The 15,186-nt window shown below is 34.6% G+C and carries 18 protein-coding genes and 1 tRNA gene; 8 read left to right on the plus strand and 11 right to left on the minus strand.

Annotation, left to right across the window (positions count from 1 at the left end; genetic code table 11):
* Positions 1–10: 10 nt before the first annotated feature.
* On the minus strand, positions 11–1,267 hold the full coding sequence (locus RICGR_RS06850; protein WP_240992248.1) for a conjugal transfer nickase/helicase domain-containing protein: 1,257 nt from the start codon (positions 1,265–1,267) through the stop codon (positions 11–13).
* Between the two features lie 232 nt (positions 1,268–1,499).
* Between RICGR_RS06850 and RICGR_RS06855 the strand changes: the two genes are divergently transcribed.
* Entirely contained in the window at positions 1,500–1,694 is a 195-nt protein-coding gene (locus RICGR_RS06855) for a zinc-finger domain-containing protein (protein ID WP_006034707.1), read from the plus strand.
* Positions 1,695–1,758: 64 nt separating this feature from the next.
* Entirely contained in the window at positions 1,759–2,790 is a 1,032-nt protein-coding gene (gene waaF, locus RICGR_RS06860) for a lipopolysaccharide heptosyltransferase II (protein WP_006035954.1), read from the plus strand.
* An 11-nt stretch (positions 2,791–2,801) separates the two neighbouring features.
* On the opposite strand, the gene mnmE is transcribed toward waaF, so the two are convergent.
* Genes mnmE through rpmH form a run of 5 tightly spaced genes read right to left on the minus strand, consistent with a single transcriptional unit; the run spans position 2,802 to position 6,565 of the window.
* Positions 2,802–4,190 (minus strand): tRNA uridine-5-carboxymethylaminomethyl(34) synthesis GTPase MnmE, encoded by a 1,389-nt coding sequence (mnmE, locus tag RICGR_RS06865; protein ID WP_006035175.1) that lies wholly within the window; start codon positions 4,188–4,190, stop codon positions 2,802–2,804.
* A gap of 12 nt (positions 4,191–4,202) precedes the next feature.
* Positions 4,203–5,819 carry a membrane protein insertase YidC gene (gene yidC, locus RICGR_RS06870; RefSeq protein WP_006035841.1) on the minus strand — a complete coding sequence of 539 codons (1,617 nt, stop codon included), beginning with the start codon at positions 5,817–5,819 and terminating at the stop codon, positions 4,203–4,205.
* 5 nt (positions 5,820–5,824) lie between these two features.
* Positions 5,825–6,091, minus strand: a complete 267-nt coding sequence (yidD, locus tag RICGR_RS07745; protein WP_071661312.1) for a membrane protein insertion efficiency factor YidD — start codon at positions 6,089–6,091, stop codon at positions 5,825–5,827.
* Positions 6,055–6,417, minus strand: coding sequence for a ribonuclease P protein component (gene rnpA, locus RICGR_RS06875; RefSeq protein ID WP_006035015.1), 363 nt, complete (start codon positions 6,415–6,417; stop codon positions 6,055–6,057). The genes yidD and rnpA overlap by 37 nt, the downstream gene beginning before the upstream one ends.
* Before the next feature lie 13 nt (positions 6,418–6,430).
* On the minus strand, positions 6,431–6,565 hold the full coding sequence (gene rpmH / locus RICGR_RS06880; protein ID WP_006035043.1) for a 50S ribosomal protein L34: 135 nt from the start codon (positions 6,563–6,565) through the stop codon (positions 6,431–6,433).
* A gap of 671 nt (positions 6,566–7,236) precedes the next feature.
* Here rpmH and dnaA point away from each other — a divergent pair.
* The 4 genes from dnaA to RICGR_RS06900 are packed head-to-tail and all read left to right on the plus strand — an operon-like array spanning position 7,237 to position 11,185.
* Entirely contained in the window at positions 7,237–8,631 is a 1,395-nt protein-coding gene (gene dnaA / locus RICGR_RS06885; protein ID WP_006035164.1) for a chromosomal replication initiator protein DnaA, read from the plus strand.
* A gap of 7 nt (positions 8,632–8,638) precedes the next feature.
* On the plus strand, positions 8,639–9,751 hold the full coding sequence (gene dnaN, locus RICGR_RS06890) for a DNA polymerase III subunit beta (RefSeq protein ID WP_006035780.1): 1,113 nt from the start codon (positions 8,639–8,641) through the stop codon (positions 9,749–9,751).
* 6 nt (positions 9,752–9,757) lie between these two features.
* Positions 9,758–10,849, plus strand: coding sequence for a DNA replication/repair protein RecF (recF, locus tag RICGR_RS06895; RefSeq protein ID WP_006035324.1), 1,092 nt, complete (start codon positions 9,758–9,760; stop codon positions 10,847–10,849).
* A gap of 12 nt (positions 10,850–10,861) precedes the next feature.
* Positions 10,862–11,185, plus strand: coding sequence for a DMT family transporter (locus RICGR_RS06900; RefSeq protein ID WP_006035928.1), 324 nt, complete (start codon positions 10,862–10,864; stop codon positions 11,183–11,185).
* Positions 11,186–11,222: 37 nt separating this feature from the next.
* Here RICGR_RS06900 and trhO read toward each other — a convergent pair whose 3' ends face one another.
* The 3 genes from trhO to relB form a co-directional block, all read right to left on the minus strand.
* A complete protein-coding gene (gene trhO, locus RICGR_RS06905) occupies positions 11,223–11,954 on the minus strand; it encodes an oxygen-dependent tRNA uridine(34) hydroxylase TrhO (protein ID WP_006034789.1) in 732 nt (243 codons plus the stop codon).
* Positions 11,955–11,995: 41 nt separating this feature from the next.
* Positions 11,996–12,071, minus strand: a tRNA-Thr gene (locus RICGR_RS06910).
* A gap of 35 nt (positions 12,072–12,106) precedes the next feature.
* Positions 12,107–12,373 carry a type II toxin-antitoxin system RelB family antitoxin gene (gene relB / locus RICGR_RS06915; RefSeq protein WP_050764044.1) on the minus strand — a complete coding sequence of 89 codons (267 nt, stop codon included), beginning with the start codon at positions 12,371–12,373 and terminating at the stop codon, positions 12,107–12,109.
* 262 nt (positions 12,374–12,635) lie between these two features.
* Here relB and RICGR_RS06920 point away from each other — a divergent pair, with 262 nt between their 5' ends.
* Together RICGR_RS06920 and RICGR_RS06925 are read left to right on the plus strand one after the other, a co-directional pair.
* On the plus strand, positions 12,636–12,788 hold the full coding sequence (locus tag RICGR_RS06920) for a type II toxin-antitoxin system RelE/ParE family toxin (protein ID WP_240992249.1): 153 nt from the start codon (positions 12,636–12,638) through the stop codon (positions 12,786–12,788).
* A gap of 11 nt (positions 12,789–12,799) precedes the next feature.
* Entirely contained in the window at positions 12,800–13,099 is a 300-nt protein-coding gene (locus tag RICGR_RS06925) for a HigA family addiction module antitoxin (protein WP_006035418.1), read from the plus strand.
* Positions 13,100–13,253: 154 nt separating this feature from the next.
* Here RICGR_RS06925 and RICGR_RS06930 read toward each other — a convergent pair whose 3' ends face one another.
* Positions 13,254–14,237, minus strand: coding sequence for a biotin--[acetyl-CoA-carboxylase] ligase (locus RICGR_RS06930; protein ID WP_006034966.1), 984 nt, complete (start codon positions 14,235–14,237; stop codon positions 13,254–13,256).
* 69 nt (positions 14,238–14,306) lie between these two features.
* Entirely contained in the window at positions 14,307–15,185 is an 879-nt protein-coding gene (locus tag RICGR_RS06935) for a Kdo hydroxylase KdoO (RefSeq protein WP_006035148.1), read from the minus strand.
* Position 15,186 lies beyond the last annotated feature (1 nt).

A 15,186-nucleotide genomic window follows, 5' to 3' on the forward strand; every position in this document is an offset into this window, starting at 1 on the left:
AATGTAATTGTCACGTTAAATGAGGTGAAGTAAATTTTTTTGTAATATCCTGAAAGGAATTGATATTGATCATTTTCTGTAGTGAATGACAGGATGTAATAAGAGAAATTAAACGAATATCGCCTTGTAAAACGCGCGGGAAAGGTTTTTTTTGATTTTCAATTGCAGTCGATATTCCACCCACCGTTCGGTATCGTTTACTTAAATCGCCCATTCCTGACAAACCACCCAATGCTCTATAGCGTTGATCGAGTTCGCTAATAGAAATTTGATAAAGTTTAGCGACATCGATAAATTGTTTTTCTATCATTTCTGGATGTTTGTAATTTGGATTTATCGTCGCAAACTCCTGAAAAAGCTCCGTAGATATCAATATTTTTCCATCCACTATGTTTATTTTAGCTTCTTTTTCATTAATTAAAATTTTTTCATCTGCAATTTCTTTACGCAGCCATTGTAAAAAAGCTTCACCGCTTGGCTCCGTTGTCTCAATTTGCGCGCTTAATCTCGAATGTTCAATGAGTTCTATTTCTGCGCGTGGAACCATCGACATAAACGATGTCATCGGAATTCGCTCTTCGTTTCCTGATAATAAATGTAACCACATTTCTAATATTTTTAAATCGCTTGCAATCCAATGAAAACCTTCTGTTTCTAACGAACGAGGATAGGCACACTCCAAAATCTGTCGTGCTAAAATGGGTGTGATCAATGGCTGGAGATTGTTATAATTTTCTTTTATAAAATCGGTTTTATAATAATAGCCCAGCCCAAGCATGGATCCAGTAAAAGGACTCCAGTTTTTTAGTGGGTAGGATTTTTTATTACAAAGCACCGTATTATATTCAACCACTAATTGACCGACATCTAAAAATAATGCGGCAGTAAATGTCGCATAAAGTGATAAATCATCACGACAAGATAGTCCCATTAAATTATTTTTTTCCGAAAAAAAATAATTTAAGCATAACGAAAGTGATCGCGCACTTCGTTCCAAACCTCTTTCTAAAAAATTAATTTTATGATTAAAAAATCCAGGTTGCATTAAAGGAATCTCCTGGACAAATTCGGAAAATTTTTTTATCACCGGTAAATATAAATTTTTAAATTGATTCGAAGACGGAATGAATGATTTTATTGTTTCTACCCTTTCTAAGGTATTTTTTTTATTTAATAAATCATCCGCTGATTGAATACGATTTAGATCGGTTTTTATTTTTTTAGCGTGATTGACTTTTTTAAATGCGGAATTTAACCCTTTGAACATAACCATTTTTCAATACCCATCGTTTTGTATCGCATAATAAAGACGATTTAATCATAGAACTGAACGATCAGTTGATATAAAATTATGAATAAACTAAATTATAGCGTAGTTAAAAATACCTAATTTGAATGAATGTTTTATAAACTCAGCCATTCCCTATTTTCTATTTAGAAAAATTTATATGCAGTTTATCATGAAGCTGACAAAATGAACGTAAACGTAGAGGTTTTTTATGACATTACCCTTAAAACGCAGTCAAACGAAAAATTACTATGAAATCAAGCGTCAAAACCTCCCTCTCTCATGCCCATTAAAAAGAAGCACGTTGTGGGATTCCCATCCTCGGGTTTATTTACCACTTGGAAAAACGGGCTCTATAACGTGTCCTTATTGCGGAACTGAATATCTTTTAAAAGATGAAGACTAACTCGTTTTTCCGGAATTCATCGATTTTTTTAGCGACAGGGGATTAAAATTACTGAGAACTTTTTATGAACCGCTCTAAAAAAATTCTAATTATTAGTCCCGCATGGATAGGCGATATTATCCTCGCCCAGTCTCTCTTTAAATATCTAAAATATCGCAACTCAAAGACAATAATCGATGTATTAGCGCCCGATTGGAGCCAAGAACTTTATTCTTGCATGCCAGAAATGAATCACTTCTTTGTCATGCCTTTAGGGCATGCTCAATTTCAATTCATAAAACGTTGGCAACTCGGGAAGGAACTGCGAGAAAAAAAATACGATCAAGCCATTATTCTTCCCAATTCTTGGAAATCTGCCATTATTCCTCTCGCCGCTCATATTCCTGTAAGAACAGGTTGGCTCGGTGAAATGCGCGTTAAATTACTCAATGATTGGCGCGTTTTAAATAAAAAAATGTATCCGATGATGGTTCAACGTTTTGTAGCATTAGGGGATGCTCAATCCTTCATTAAAAATAAGGTTGATTGGTTCAATTTTAAGCCACATCTAACCATTCCTTCTGAACATAAACATTTAAAAGACAAAAAATTATCTTCGATGACAAACAAGCCTTATCTGATCGTTTGTCCTGGTGCGGCGTATGGGCCAGCAAAACGTTGGCCTACAAACTATTTTGCAGATATTATAAACAGTAAAAAATCCAACGACGGATCCATTGTATTACTGGGTGCTGCTGCTGATACCCCGATAGGGATCGAAATACAAAAGTTAACTAAAAATGCCTGCATCAATCTCATTGGAAAAACGTCTTTAATGGAAGCAATCGCTCTTTTATCGTTTGCGACTTTGGTGATTAGTAACGATTCTGGACTGATGCATATTGCTGCAGCTTTAGATAGACCCTTAATTGCAATCTATGGTTCAACGAACCCAAAATTCACACCCCCTTTATCAGAAAAGGCTAAAATAGTTTATTTAAATCTTCATTGCAGTCCGTGCTTCAAAAGAAAATGTCCCTTCACCCATTTAAACTGTTTAAAACAATTAACACCACAAATGGTTTTAAAGACCATTGATGATTTAACAAAAAATTGAATTATTTATCTTTATTTACCAATACAAAAATTTGAAAAAATTTTCCCTAATAAATCATGTGTTGTAAAATGGCCAGTAATTTCACCTAAAAAATTTTGTGCCATCGCTAAATCCTCAGCAATTAATTCAGAAAAAGTGTTTTCTTTTATTTTTTTTAATGCTTTATTTAAAGTCATTTGTGTATGCGATAAAGCGTCTAAATGTCGACGCCTTGCGCTAAAATTACTTTCAGAGGAATTCGTATAGCCCGCATAGTTTTTTAAATAGTTATAAAGCAACGAAAAACCTTCTCCTGTTTTTGCAGACAATTTAATAACGTTAAAATTTAATTCTTTTTCTATACGTGCATTTTCTTGACTCAGATCAATTTTATTTCTGATGATAAGGATACGGTTATCAAGAAAAATATTTTTAAGAAACAATTCTTGTTCTTTCCAGAATATTAAATCCTCATGACGTGTTGTGTTGTGATCAACCACCCATAGAATTAAGTTTGCTTTCGCTATTTCAGCCAATGTTCTTTTTATCCCTTCTTTTTCGATTTCATCTATCGTTATTCTTAATCCTGCAGTATCAACAATATGAATTAATAAGCCTTCAATTTGAATTTTTTCCCGAATGACGTCACGCGTCGTGCCGGCAAAAGAAGTGACTATTGAAGCTTCTTTTAAACTCAATCTATTTAATAAACTTGATTTTCCTGCGTTGGGAGGACCCACGATCGCTAAATTGATTCCTTCTTGCAATAGAGTACCTTGTTTGGCTAAATTTTTAATATTTTGTATATCCGTTAAAATTGAATTTAACCGTGTTAAAACGTCTCCATCTTTTAAACAATCGATGTTTTCGTCTGAAAAGTCTATTGATGCTTCTAACCACATCCTCAATTCGATTATAGAATCTCGGATCTGGTTAATCCGTAATGAAAAATCACCTTGCAATGAGCGCATTGCAGCACGTGCGGCTTGCTCTGATTCAGCATTAATTAAATCAGCAATCGCTTCAGCTTGTACCAGATCAAGTTTCGCATTTAAAAACGCACGTTCTGTAAATTCTCCGGGTCTAGCCAATCGAGCTCCCAACTGTAGGACGCGTTTTAGCAAACAATCGACAACAATAGGTCCTCCATGACATTGCAACTCAAGAACATCTTCACCGGTAAAAGAATGTGGAGCGGGGAAATATAAAGCGAGACCTTGGTCGATAAGCGATCCATCTTTTGCTAAAAAGGAACAATATTCTGCATATCTTTTTCTAGGTGCCCGTCGCAATAATTGATTAGCAATACGTTTAATCGTTGAGCCTGAAATACGAATTACAGCAATTCCGCCTCTACCTTGTGGGGTAGCCAGCGCTACAATCGTTTCATTGGCTTTAGTGGTTACTTCAATATCATTCACGTCTACATACGATCACTGTTTTTTTTTAGATAACTCGACGCTTAATCGTCGCATAATAAACCACTGTTGTAAAATGGAAAGCGTATTATTTACAATCCAATAGAGGACTAAACCAGAAGGAAAGTTCAAAAATAATGCTGTAAAAAAAATAGGTAAAAACTGCATTACCTTGGCTTGTGTAGGGTCTGGTGGTGGTGGGTTCAGACGTTGTTGGACAAACATCGTAATCCCCATTAAAACAGGTAAGATATAGTACGGATCTTTAGCGGACAGATCATGAATCCAAAGGATGAAGGGCGCCTGTCTTAATTCCACACTTTCTAATAACATCCAATAAAGTGCAATAAATACTGGAATTTGTACTAATATGGGCAAACACCCTCCCAAAGGATTCACTTTCTCGGTCTTATATAGCGCCATGGTGGCTTGTGTTAATTTTTGTTTATCATCACCATAACGCTCCCTTAAAGCCTGTAGGCGAGGTTGTAAGCTACGCATACTCGCCATTGATCGATAACTTTTAGCCGATAAATGATAAAAAGCTAATTTTATTAATACCGTTACAATAACGATTGACCATCCCCAATTCCCGACATAATGGTGAATAAATTTTAGTAGCGAAAAAAGGGCCATGGAGATGAACCATAAAATGCCATAATCCACTGTCAAATCTAAATGAGGCGCTACTGCTTTTAAGCGATCCATACTTTCAGGACCTAGATAAAGCTTACTTTCACTGACAAATTCCATTCCGGGCTGAATTTGAAAAGGCGCTCCTAACATACCCAGCGTATAAATATCGTCCTTTGCGTAGCTATAAAAGTGAAATTCCTGACCTGCTGGAGGTATCCAAGCACTTAAAAAATAATGTTGCAACATGGCTACCCAACCGTCTTGAGTGGCCAACGACAGAGTTCCCTGTTTCATTTTATCGAAGCTAATTTTTTGGTAAGGTTTATTTTGTGTCGAAATTGCTCCACCTGTATATGAACTAATATTAAATAAGCTATGGGCTTTATCAATTTTCCGTTGTTGAAATTGAACATAAAAACGACCTTCAAAAATAGAAGGCGCGACATTCGATATCTGATAACGCACAGGGATTAAATAATCATTTCTTTTAAAGGTAAATTGTTTTTGAACTTTTATTTTTCCGCACGTATTACAAACTAAAGAAACTTTTAATACGGATTCCTCTGGATTCAATGTATAGTTGTTTTTATTACTCTGATAGTGGAATACCTGCTTTTTCTCCGTTGAAATCAATCCATTTTGCGCGACGTAATAATGAGCGTTATCATTATTTAATAATTGAAACGGGGTTGAACGGGGTTGATTGGGATACTGTGGATAGTGTAAAAGATTTGCTTTGACAATATTTCCCCCTACAGTATCTATCCAAACATCAAGCACATCCGTTTTAACATGAATAAAACGATTTTTGTTTCTATTTTCAACGGGAATTGTTTTCATGGCCGGTAAGTTTATTTTGTTATCCGGCTGTTCTGTTATAACATTCGCAGAACCTATTTCTTGATGATGAGACGGATATTCATTTTGCCATGCATTCCATAACATAAATGCTACTAAAAACAAAGCACCTAATAAAAAAACGCGGGCTAGTTCCATATCAATTAACTCATTTTTTTGGGTAGTTTAGAAACTGAAAATGGTGGGACAGGATCATACCCACCGGGATGCCAAGGATGGCAACATAATAACCGGCATATACTGAGATACATGCCTTTACAAACACCATAACGAACAATCGCAATCTGCGTATATTTTGAACAAGTTGGATGAAATCGACAACAGCTACCAATTACAGGGCTGATAAAATAACTGTAAACCTGTACTAAAAAGATCAGGCTCTGTTGTAAGAAATTGCTAAGCTTGACCATTGTTTATCTAAATCACACAAAAAAACTTGATTATTATATAAAGATCGACGCGTAACGACGACGATAATATCCACATCAGGCAGCCGTTGCTGATTAAGTCTAAAACTCTCACGTATAAGACGTTTGAGTCGATTTCTATTAATAGCGTTTGGAACTATCTTTTTTGAAATGACTAACCCCACCCTTGCGAAGCCCAAATCATTAGGTTTCACATAAACAACTAATCCACCCCGTTTTTGTTTTTCTCCTTGTTGAAATGTCTTTCGGAAATCCTCTGCCCGTTGAATACGGGATGATTTAATGAATTTTTGACTAATTTTTATCAAATGAGATAAAAATTTAAGCTGTTAAGCGAAAACGACCTTTCGCACGTCGTCGTTTAATGATTAAACGACCCTTTTTTGTGGCCATGCGTGCCCTAAATCCGTGGGTTCTTTTTCGTTTTAGATTACTGGGTTGATATGTTCTTTTCATAGTTACAATGCCTCTAAGAGCCTGTTATCTCATTAAAGAAGGACGTATCTTAGGGTAGCCTATTTAAATTGTCAATTATAATTCCAGAAAAACGCTTCTCTGGCCTTTAAAATCATGCGATTTAAATAGATTAGATTGTATTGATGCGTGTTTTATTGTTTTTTTTTACTGTTTATAGAAAAAGTACGATTATTCCTCTTTCAATTCGATTATGTCTACGAATGCTCATTTTAGATTCTTTAGGTCTCATTAGATCACTATGCTTCTATCATAATTATAATTTATTTTAGATAAATAGGAGTGATGATAACGTACGGCTATTTCTGTTCTAAACACAATTTTTATTATATTTTTCATGCGATTAACAAAAAGGTTAATTGGGGATAAGTTGGGATTAGATGTGCACGAAGCAACCTTGTTTTAAGGGCAAGCTCATTTATATTTTTTTTTAACAGTTATATGCACACGTTTATTCGTTATTATTAACAGATTTTAGATGAGATTGGGTATATAATTGACCCGCTTGTTACCTAATGAATCATTTTTTATAGATAATTATTTATAAACTGTTCTCATATTTTGTTGCTTACAAAAATTTGTTTCATATGATTTACAAAATATCCAGTTTTTTTTAAATGTCCTTAGGCTAGATAAGCTATAAAAATTGTGATATGAACTTAGGTCGGTTTATTTTAGATAATAGAGGAATTATTGTGACAACTGCTTTAGCAACGTTTGTTTGGCAAAAATGTTTGGATCGACTTCAAGATTATATCTCACTCCAAGATTTTAATACGTGGATACGACCGTTGCAGGCAGAACAAAAAGAAGATCAACTTGTTTTATGGGCGCCTAATCAATTTGTGTTGCATTGTGTTAATGAGAGATTTTTAGTTCATATTAATCAAATTTTGACTCAATTAGATGAAGCACCTCCTGAGGTTATACTTCGAGTGGGTAGTCGTGATAATCAAACCTCTCAAATATCACCCATACTTAGAAATGCTCAAGGTATAAAAGGAAAATCGAGAGTAGTAAAAACTTCGTCAACGCATATCAATTCAAATTTTACATTTATTAATTTTGTTGAAGGTAAATCGAATCAATTAGCGCGAGCAGCATCCGTTCAAGTGGCAGAAAATCCAGGGGAAGCCTATAACCCGTTATTACTTTACGGAGGAGTTGGATTAGGAAAAACACATTTAATGCACGCCATTGGTAACGCTATTTTACTTAAGAATCCACATGCAAAGGTGTTATATCTCCATTCGGAACGTTTTGTTGCGGATATGATAAAAGCGTTGCAAACCAATACAATTAATGATTTTAAAACGTATTATCGTTCATTAGACGCACTATTAATTGACGATATTCAATTTTTTGCAGGGAAAGATCGTTCTCAAGAGGAGTTTTTTCATACCTTTAATACATTATTGGAAAGTCAACAACAAATCGTATTAACCTGTGATCGATATCCAAAAGAAATGTCGGGTGTAGAGGAGCGATTAAAATCACGTCTCGGTTGGGGATTGACTATTGCCATTGAACCCCCGGATCTGGAAACTCGGGTTGCTATTTTAATTAGTAAAGCTGAGCAAACCAAAATAAGTTTACCTCAGGAAGTCGCTTTTTTTATTGCTAAACGAATTCATTCCAATGTGAGAGAGCTTGAAGGCGTATTAAAAAGGGTTGTTGCCTATGCGCAATTTACAGGACTACAAATCACACTCGAATTAGTGCGCGAGGCAATAAAAGATGTGCTTGCTTTACAAGATAAATTAGTTACGGTAGATAATATTATTAAAACGGTTGCTGAATATTATAAAATTAAGGTTTCTGATTTACTTTCTAAACGACGTACATCTTCTTTAGCACGTGCGCGCCAAATTGCAATGGCATTGGCAAAAGAATTGACTAATCATAGTTTACCGGAATTAGGCCGCGCTTTTGGTGGACGCGACCATACAACTGTGTTACATGCTTTTCGAAAAATACAAGAATTAAAAAAAACAAATACTGGGGTTGCGGAAGATTTTATAAATTTGTTGCGTACTTTATCGAGTTGAGGAAAAAATGCAATTTACAATTAATCGTGAAATTTTATTGAAACCTTTACAATTAGTAACCGCCGTGATCGAGCGCCGCCAAACGTTACCTATACTTTCTAATCTATTAATACGGTTGAATGATAGAAATTTGTCGTTGTTAGGAACCGATATGGAAGTGGAGTTAGCGGGTCGTATCACGTTAGAAAAACCAGGTCAATCAGGAACAACGACTGCTCCTGCGAGAAAGCTAATGGATATTTGTCGAAGTTTACCTGAAGAGAGTGAATTAAAATTCCAGCAAAAAGGTGATAAGTTATATCTGCAATCCGGCCGTTGTCGATTTAATTTATCGACGTTGCCTGCGACAGATTTTCCAATAAGTGAAGCGTTAGATAATCATCCAGAGCAGGCAAAATTTGTTTTATCACCCAAAGGGTTACGTTCTTTGATAGAATCTACCAATTTTGCAATGGCACATCAAGATGTACGTTATTTTTTAAACGGAATGCTATGGGAATTAGATCGAGGAAGTTTGCGGGCGGTTGCAACGGACGGTCATCGTTTAGCACTAAATGTAAAAGAAGCCAATATAACGGTTGATAATAACCAAATTATAGTTCCTAGGAAGGCTATTTATGAACTTTCACGCTTATTAAGCGATGAAGAAAATGATAGTTTAACCATATTTTTAACTAAAAATCAGTTAAAGGTAGCGATGCAGGATTATACATTTACTTCTAAACTGATTGATGGCACGTTCCCTGATTATGATCGCGTTATTCCGAAAAGTGGAGATAAAATTTTTGAAATCGATCGTGACTTATTCAAAGCCTCTTTGTTACGCGTAAGCGTTTTATCAAATGATAAGCATAAAAGCGTTTGCCTCGAGTTAAGAAGAAATCTTTTACGTATTTTTGCCAACAACCTTGAACAAGAAGATGCCGAAGATTATTTAGACATCGCTTATCATGGAAAAGACATCAGCATCGCTTTTAATATTAATTATCTTATCGATGTATTAAACAGTTTACCGGCTGGGCCTGTTAAGATTACATTAACATCTGCGGAAGCCAGTGTAAGGCTTGAATCTAAAGAAAAAGATGCTGGTCTCTACGTTATTATGCCTATGCGTATATAATGTTTTATGCATTTATTTCGGTTAAAAACAAATTATTTCCGAAATCTTGCCGAATTAGATCTTGAGTTTTCTCCGCATTTTAATTTTATTTATGGGAAAAATGGTAGTGGCAAATCGAGTCTACTTGAGGCCATTTATTTTTTAAGCCTAGGTCGATCATTTCGAAGTCGATTGGCTAGTCGCGCGATTCAATATGACGCTGAGCGTTTCAATTTATTTTCAGTTCTCTTAGGGACCAGTTCCACAACGATGAAAACAATCGGTTTAGAAAAAATACGACAAGGTAAAACCAAAATAAAGATTGATAATAATACAAATCCAGTGAGCGAATTGGCCAAATTATTGCCATTACAGTTTATAAACCCCAATAGTTATCTTTTATTAAGCGGAGGTCCTCGTGCGCGCAGAGGATTTATTGATTGGGGTGTGTTTCACGTGGAACCGCAATTTTTTCAGATATGGCAGCGATATCAGCACATATTAAAACAGCGTAATGCTGCGCTGCAACGACAAGTGCCGTGGAATCAAATAAAAATATGGGATTTAGCATTAATAGAGGCTGCCGATGAAATAACGTCATTTCGAGAAAACTATTTACATCAATTAGTTCCTTTAATCATAGAGTTAATCAATAAATTAGTTAATTTACAAGGCTTAAATCTTGTTTTTTACCAGGGGTGGGATAAAAAATTAAATTTAGCTTCAATTTTAAGCGGTTCACTGGAGAGAGATTACAAATTATTATATACACAGTTTGGACCGCATAGAGCAGATTTATTACTGAGCTTAAATGGAATTTCTGTTCATGAAATCTTATCACGCGGCGAGCAAAAATTATTGATCTGTGCATTACAGTTGGCACAAGGCCTATTATTAAAAAAAATAGCGCAAAAATCGTGTATTTACCTATTTGATGATTTATTTTCAGAACTTGATCCTACAAAGCAAAATGCACTTATGCAGCTACTTAATACGTTGGAAGCGCAAGTTTTTATTACGACAATAGAAAAAACGTTGATAAAAAGCGTAGAAACCCATAGGCTAGGTAAAATATTTCACGTGGATGATGGTCAGGTTATAGAAAAGAATTTAATATAATGAGTAAGTCATATGAATCCTTGGTTGATTTTAATAATAGCTGGTTTATTTGAGGTCGGTTTTACAACCTGTATGAAGCTATCTGAAGGATTTACACAGCTCAAATATACGCTGGGTTTTTTATTATTTGCAACCTTAAGCTTGTTTTGCTTAAATAAAGCGATTGAGCAAATACCATTAGGGACAGCCTATGCAGTATGGACAGGAGTGGGTGCTTTCGGAACAGCGTTAGTAGGGATATTTTATTTTAAAGATCCATTAACCTGTTTAAGATTATTTTTCTTGATTTTATTGGTTAGTTCAATATTTGGGTTAAAGCTGGTTTCAAGTCGATAATGGAATGTAGGTTTCACGTGGAACTTCTAAACTAAATTTACGTTGGATTAGAAACTTCTAGACTTGAAGTTAAGCTTTCTCGGTCGTCGAACACAAAGCAAGATCCTTCAAAGTGATTTTTTCCGCATTTTTCAAAATAATTTAATATCCCTCCTTTTAACTGGTAGACTTCAGTAAAGGCTTCTTCTAAAAGATACGCTGCAGCTTTTTCACAACGAATCCCTCCGGTACAAAAAGTAACAATGGGTAATTTTTTTAGTTTTTTAGGTAATTTTTTAATTGCATTAGGAAAATCTCTAAACTTTTTAAGGTTCAAGTCTAAAGCGTTTTTAAAACTACCCATTTTAACTTCAAAAGAATTTCGTGTATCCAGAAGGACTAAATCTGATTTTTTTTCTAACCAAAGGTTAAGTTTTTCAGGTGTAACGTAAGGAGCAGTCAATAAATCAGGTTGAATACGATCAATACCAAACGATATGATTTCTTTTTTTAACTTAACTAACATTTTTTTAAACGGTTGAAAATTAGAAAAACTTTTTTTGATCTCTAAATTGATAAAATAGGGGTACGTATTTAGAAAGTTTTGAAAAGAGGTAATAGCGTCCTGTTTACCGGAGATAAATAAATTAATTCCTTCTTCACTTAATAATAGGGTTCCTTTTAAATCCAATTCCGTTACTTTTAATTTAAAAGAAGTCTGCAGTTGAGTTAATAGATGTTTAGGTAATCTCACAAAACGATAAGCAGCGATATTGATAATAGATAACATAGTATCATTTTAGATATTTTTGATAGTAAATAGGCCATCTCTGGTGCTGGAACCAGGAGTCGAACCCGGGACCTACTGATTACAAATCAGTTGCTCTACCAGCTGAGCTATTCCAGCGATGAATAGAAGTGCCAAATTGTAAACGGTTTAAGTTAAATTAGCAATTTAGTCTTTGAACTATTCATGCCGGATGTACCAATTTTGTACCCGTCCAAGCCAAGGTCTTTTCTCATCTTTTTGTAAGGTATTCGATCATTTTTTTCTTCTAGTCGAGCGGCTGCTATCAAATAGTCTTCTCTATCTTCAAAAAAATTCTCTAAAGCTTTTCTGATATAATAGCTTTTGGAGCGATGAGTTATAGTGGCCATTTGATCTAGCTTAATTTCTAATTCTTTTGGTAAACGAACTGCTATTGTCATAAAGCACCTAAATATTTATATTGTAATACAAGTATAACATATTAAGCGAAAATTATGACTCTAGCACAGCAATTAGAACAAAAAGGCTTAAAAAAAGGCCTAGAACAGGGCCGAAGAGAAGAAGTTAAAGATTGCTAAGAAGATGCTGGCTAAACGAATTAATCCTCCACTTATCAAAGAAATAACGGGTCTATCCGATCAGGATTTACTGATTCTAGAAGAGTAGTTATTTTTTTCTTCTCACTATTTAATAGGGCATTATGTGGCCCTAGCCATACCTCCAAGTAATCATTTAGAAAAATTACGTGGAAATCTGGAAGAATTTTGGAGCATAAGAATCAATAAACAATGGAGAATTATATTTAAATGGAATAATGGTAATGCAGAAGAAGTAGACATTATAGATTACCACTAGGAGAATTTTTTATGTTACCTACAAACAGAGAGCCCACTCACCCAGGCGAAATGCTTTTAAAGGAATTTTTAGAACCTTTAGGGTTGAGCCAAAAATCCTTTAGCGACCATATAGGATGGACTTACACGCGTCTCAATGAAATTATTAATAAGCACAGAGGAATTACTGCTGATTCAGCCTTAACACTTGCAGAAGCTTTTCAAACTGAACCGGAGTTTTGGTTAAATTTACAATCAAGTTGGGACTTATGGCATAGCCTAAAAAAACATCGTAAAGTTAAACCATTAAATTTAACTCGTAGAGCTGCTTGATTAGTAAAATATATAAAAAATAATACACTTATTCAAAATATCGATTAATTATTACCGTTTTAGACGTGTGAGATAAACTTCCTACTCAATCACAATAAGGATAACAAGACGTGAGAACTATTAAAGTTCAGAATTGTAAACGGTTTAAGTTAAATTAGCAATTTAGAAGGTTGCTTAATTTTACGCTAATTTCTCCGTTATTAAAATAATGTAATGTATTTTTAACTTGTACGCAGAGTTGACCACGGCTATTTATTCCTTTTCCGATACCTTCAACACGATCATTTTTATTTTGTATCAAAAGTAATTTGTCCATAAAACCGTCAAGTCGTTGCCATTCGCTCATAAAATAATTTAAACCTTTCACTTCATAAAGTTTAAGTGTTTGAAGCAAATTTTTTAAAATGAGCATAGCCAGTACGTTACGTTTTGGCGGTAATCTACTGATTGAAAAGATACTGGTAACGAGTTGTTCATTAATAGGAAAAAAAGTGGATGGGTTGTAAAGATTTAAGCCAATACCAATAACCACTTTCTGTCGTTTCGTATTTATTAATCGCGACTCAATTAAAATGCCTGCTAATTTTTTTCCCTCATAAATAATGTCATTCGGCCATTTGAGTTGTATTTTTTTTAATCCATATTCTTCCAGCGCGTTAACTACAGCAATTCCGACAATTAAAGTGAGTCCTTCTAATTGCTTCTGTAAATTTGAAAAGGACCATAGAAGTGATAAAGCAATATTTTTCCCAAAAACGGAATACCACGGACGTTGAAATTGTCCACGAGCGGCGGTTTGTTGTTCGGCAAATACAGCATAATTCCCTTTCGTGATGATTCGTTTGTTGAGTAAATAATTATTCGTAGAATCAATAGACATCAGTATTTTTACGTGAGAAAGTAATTGATTCAGCGTACCTAATTCATTCGTGATAGAGGACGTATTCAGTAGTTCTAATCCACCTATAATTCGAAAAAATTTATCATTTAAACGGTCTAAATTTATGGAAGGGTCTAGACTATTTTTTAATACCTGAGGGACTCGTTTACAAGAAATACCTAAACATTGGCTGATTTCCTTATCAGAATGAAAGTTACCGTCTGCCAACAAAGTTAATATCGACTTTAAAAAAGACATTTTAAATTCTCTTATGCATTATTAGATTTTTCAATAATCTGGGCTAATTTATCATTTTTTATAAAATTATTAAATTAAATGACGTCCGACTAGTTTCTCTAAAATGTGAAGCGGCGCTCTCTGCGGATTTGCCATAGCCTTTATAGGTAAATAAAAAGTTTGTTCTAATAAATATTGTCCTGAAATAACCGCGTGTGATACTTGATCGGTTGAAGCAATCCAAGTCGTGTCGGGTGGAAAACGGAGTTCTTTATAATTGACTTTTTTTTGATAAATGGTATCGAGCTTCATCGTATCATGAATTTTTAACATAATATGATCGTAATCAGTGCGGATACTTTTTGTAATACCTAACCAATGTAGAAATTGAGCACTACCTGGAAAGGGTTTCCTAATTTTTGGTAAAAAACGTTGAGCAATTGCTTCAAAGTTTTCACCGATACGCCAAATGTGTCGTTCACCATACGGATTTATATTACAAAATAGGCGAATAATGCGGCATCCTTGATTGGGATTTGAAGCAAAAGCGTCGATATGGAATAGCCTATCATCGCGGCGAACGGAAATCGTCCGATTTTTTATTTGTATCGGATGGAAATGAGTATGGCCTAAAGTCAGTGAATGTGCATATCGTGAAAATAATGCATTCATGAAATAGTGAGCCCGTTTAGAAAAATGAGCGAGCAACGCTTTTAATTGGAGACGATGACGCCGATTGGTTTTTATTCCTTTTAAGCAATTATTTTTTGAATGAAAGCCGATGTTTTTCGTTTTTTTGTTTATCAAATAAGGAATAAAAAGTGTTTTTTCATAAGCGTGGATGTTAAATGAAAGTTGTGGACAAACAATAATTTTACCAGATTCAAGATCAGAAATTGCGGTTTCTTGCTCTTGTTTTTTAAATTTTTTATTCCAATCATAAACAGTGCAAATAGAGAATGTATCCATT

This window comes from Rickettsiella grylli (assembly GCF_000168295.1).
GTDB classification, from domain to species: domain Bacteria; phylum Pseudomonadota; class Gammaproteobacteria; order Diplorickettsiales; family Diplorickettsiaceae; genus Aquirickettsiella; species Aquirickettsiella grylli.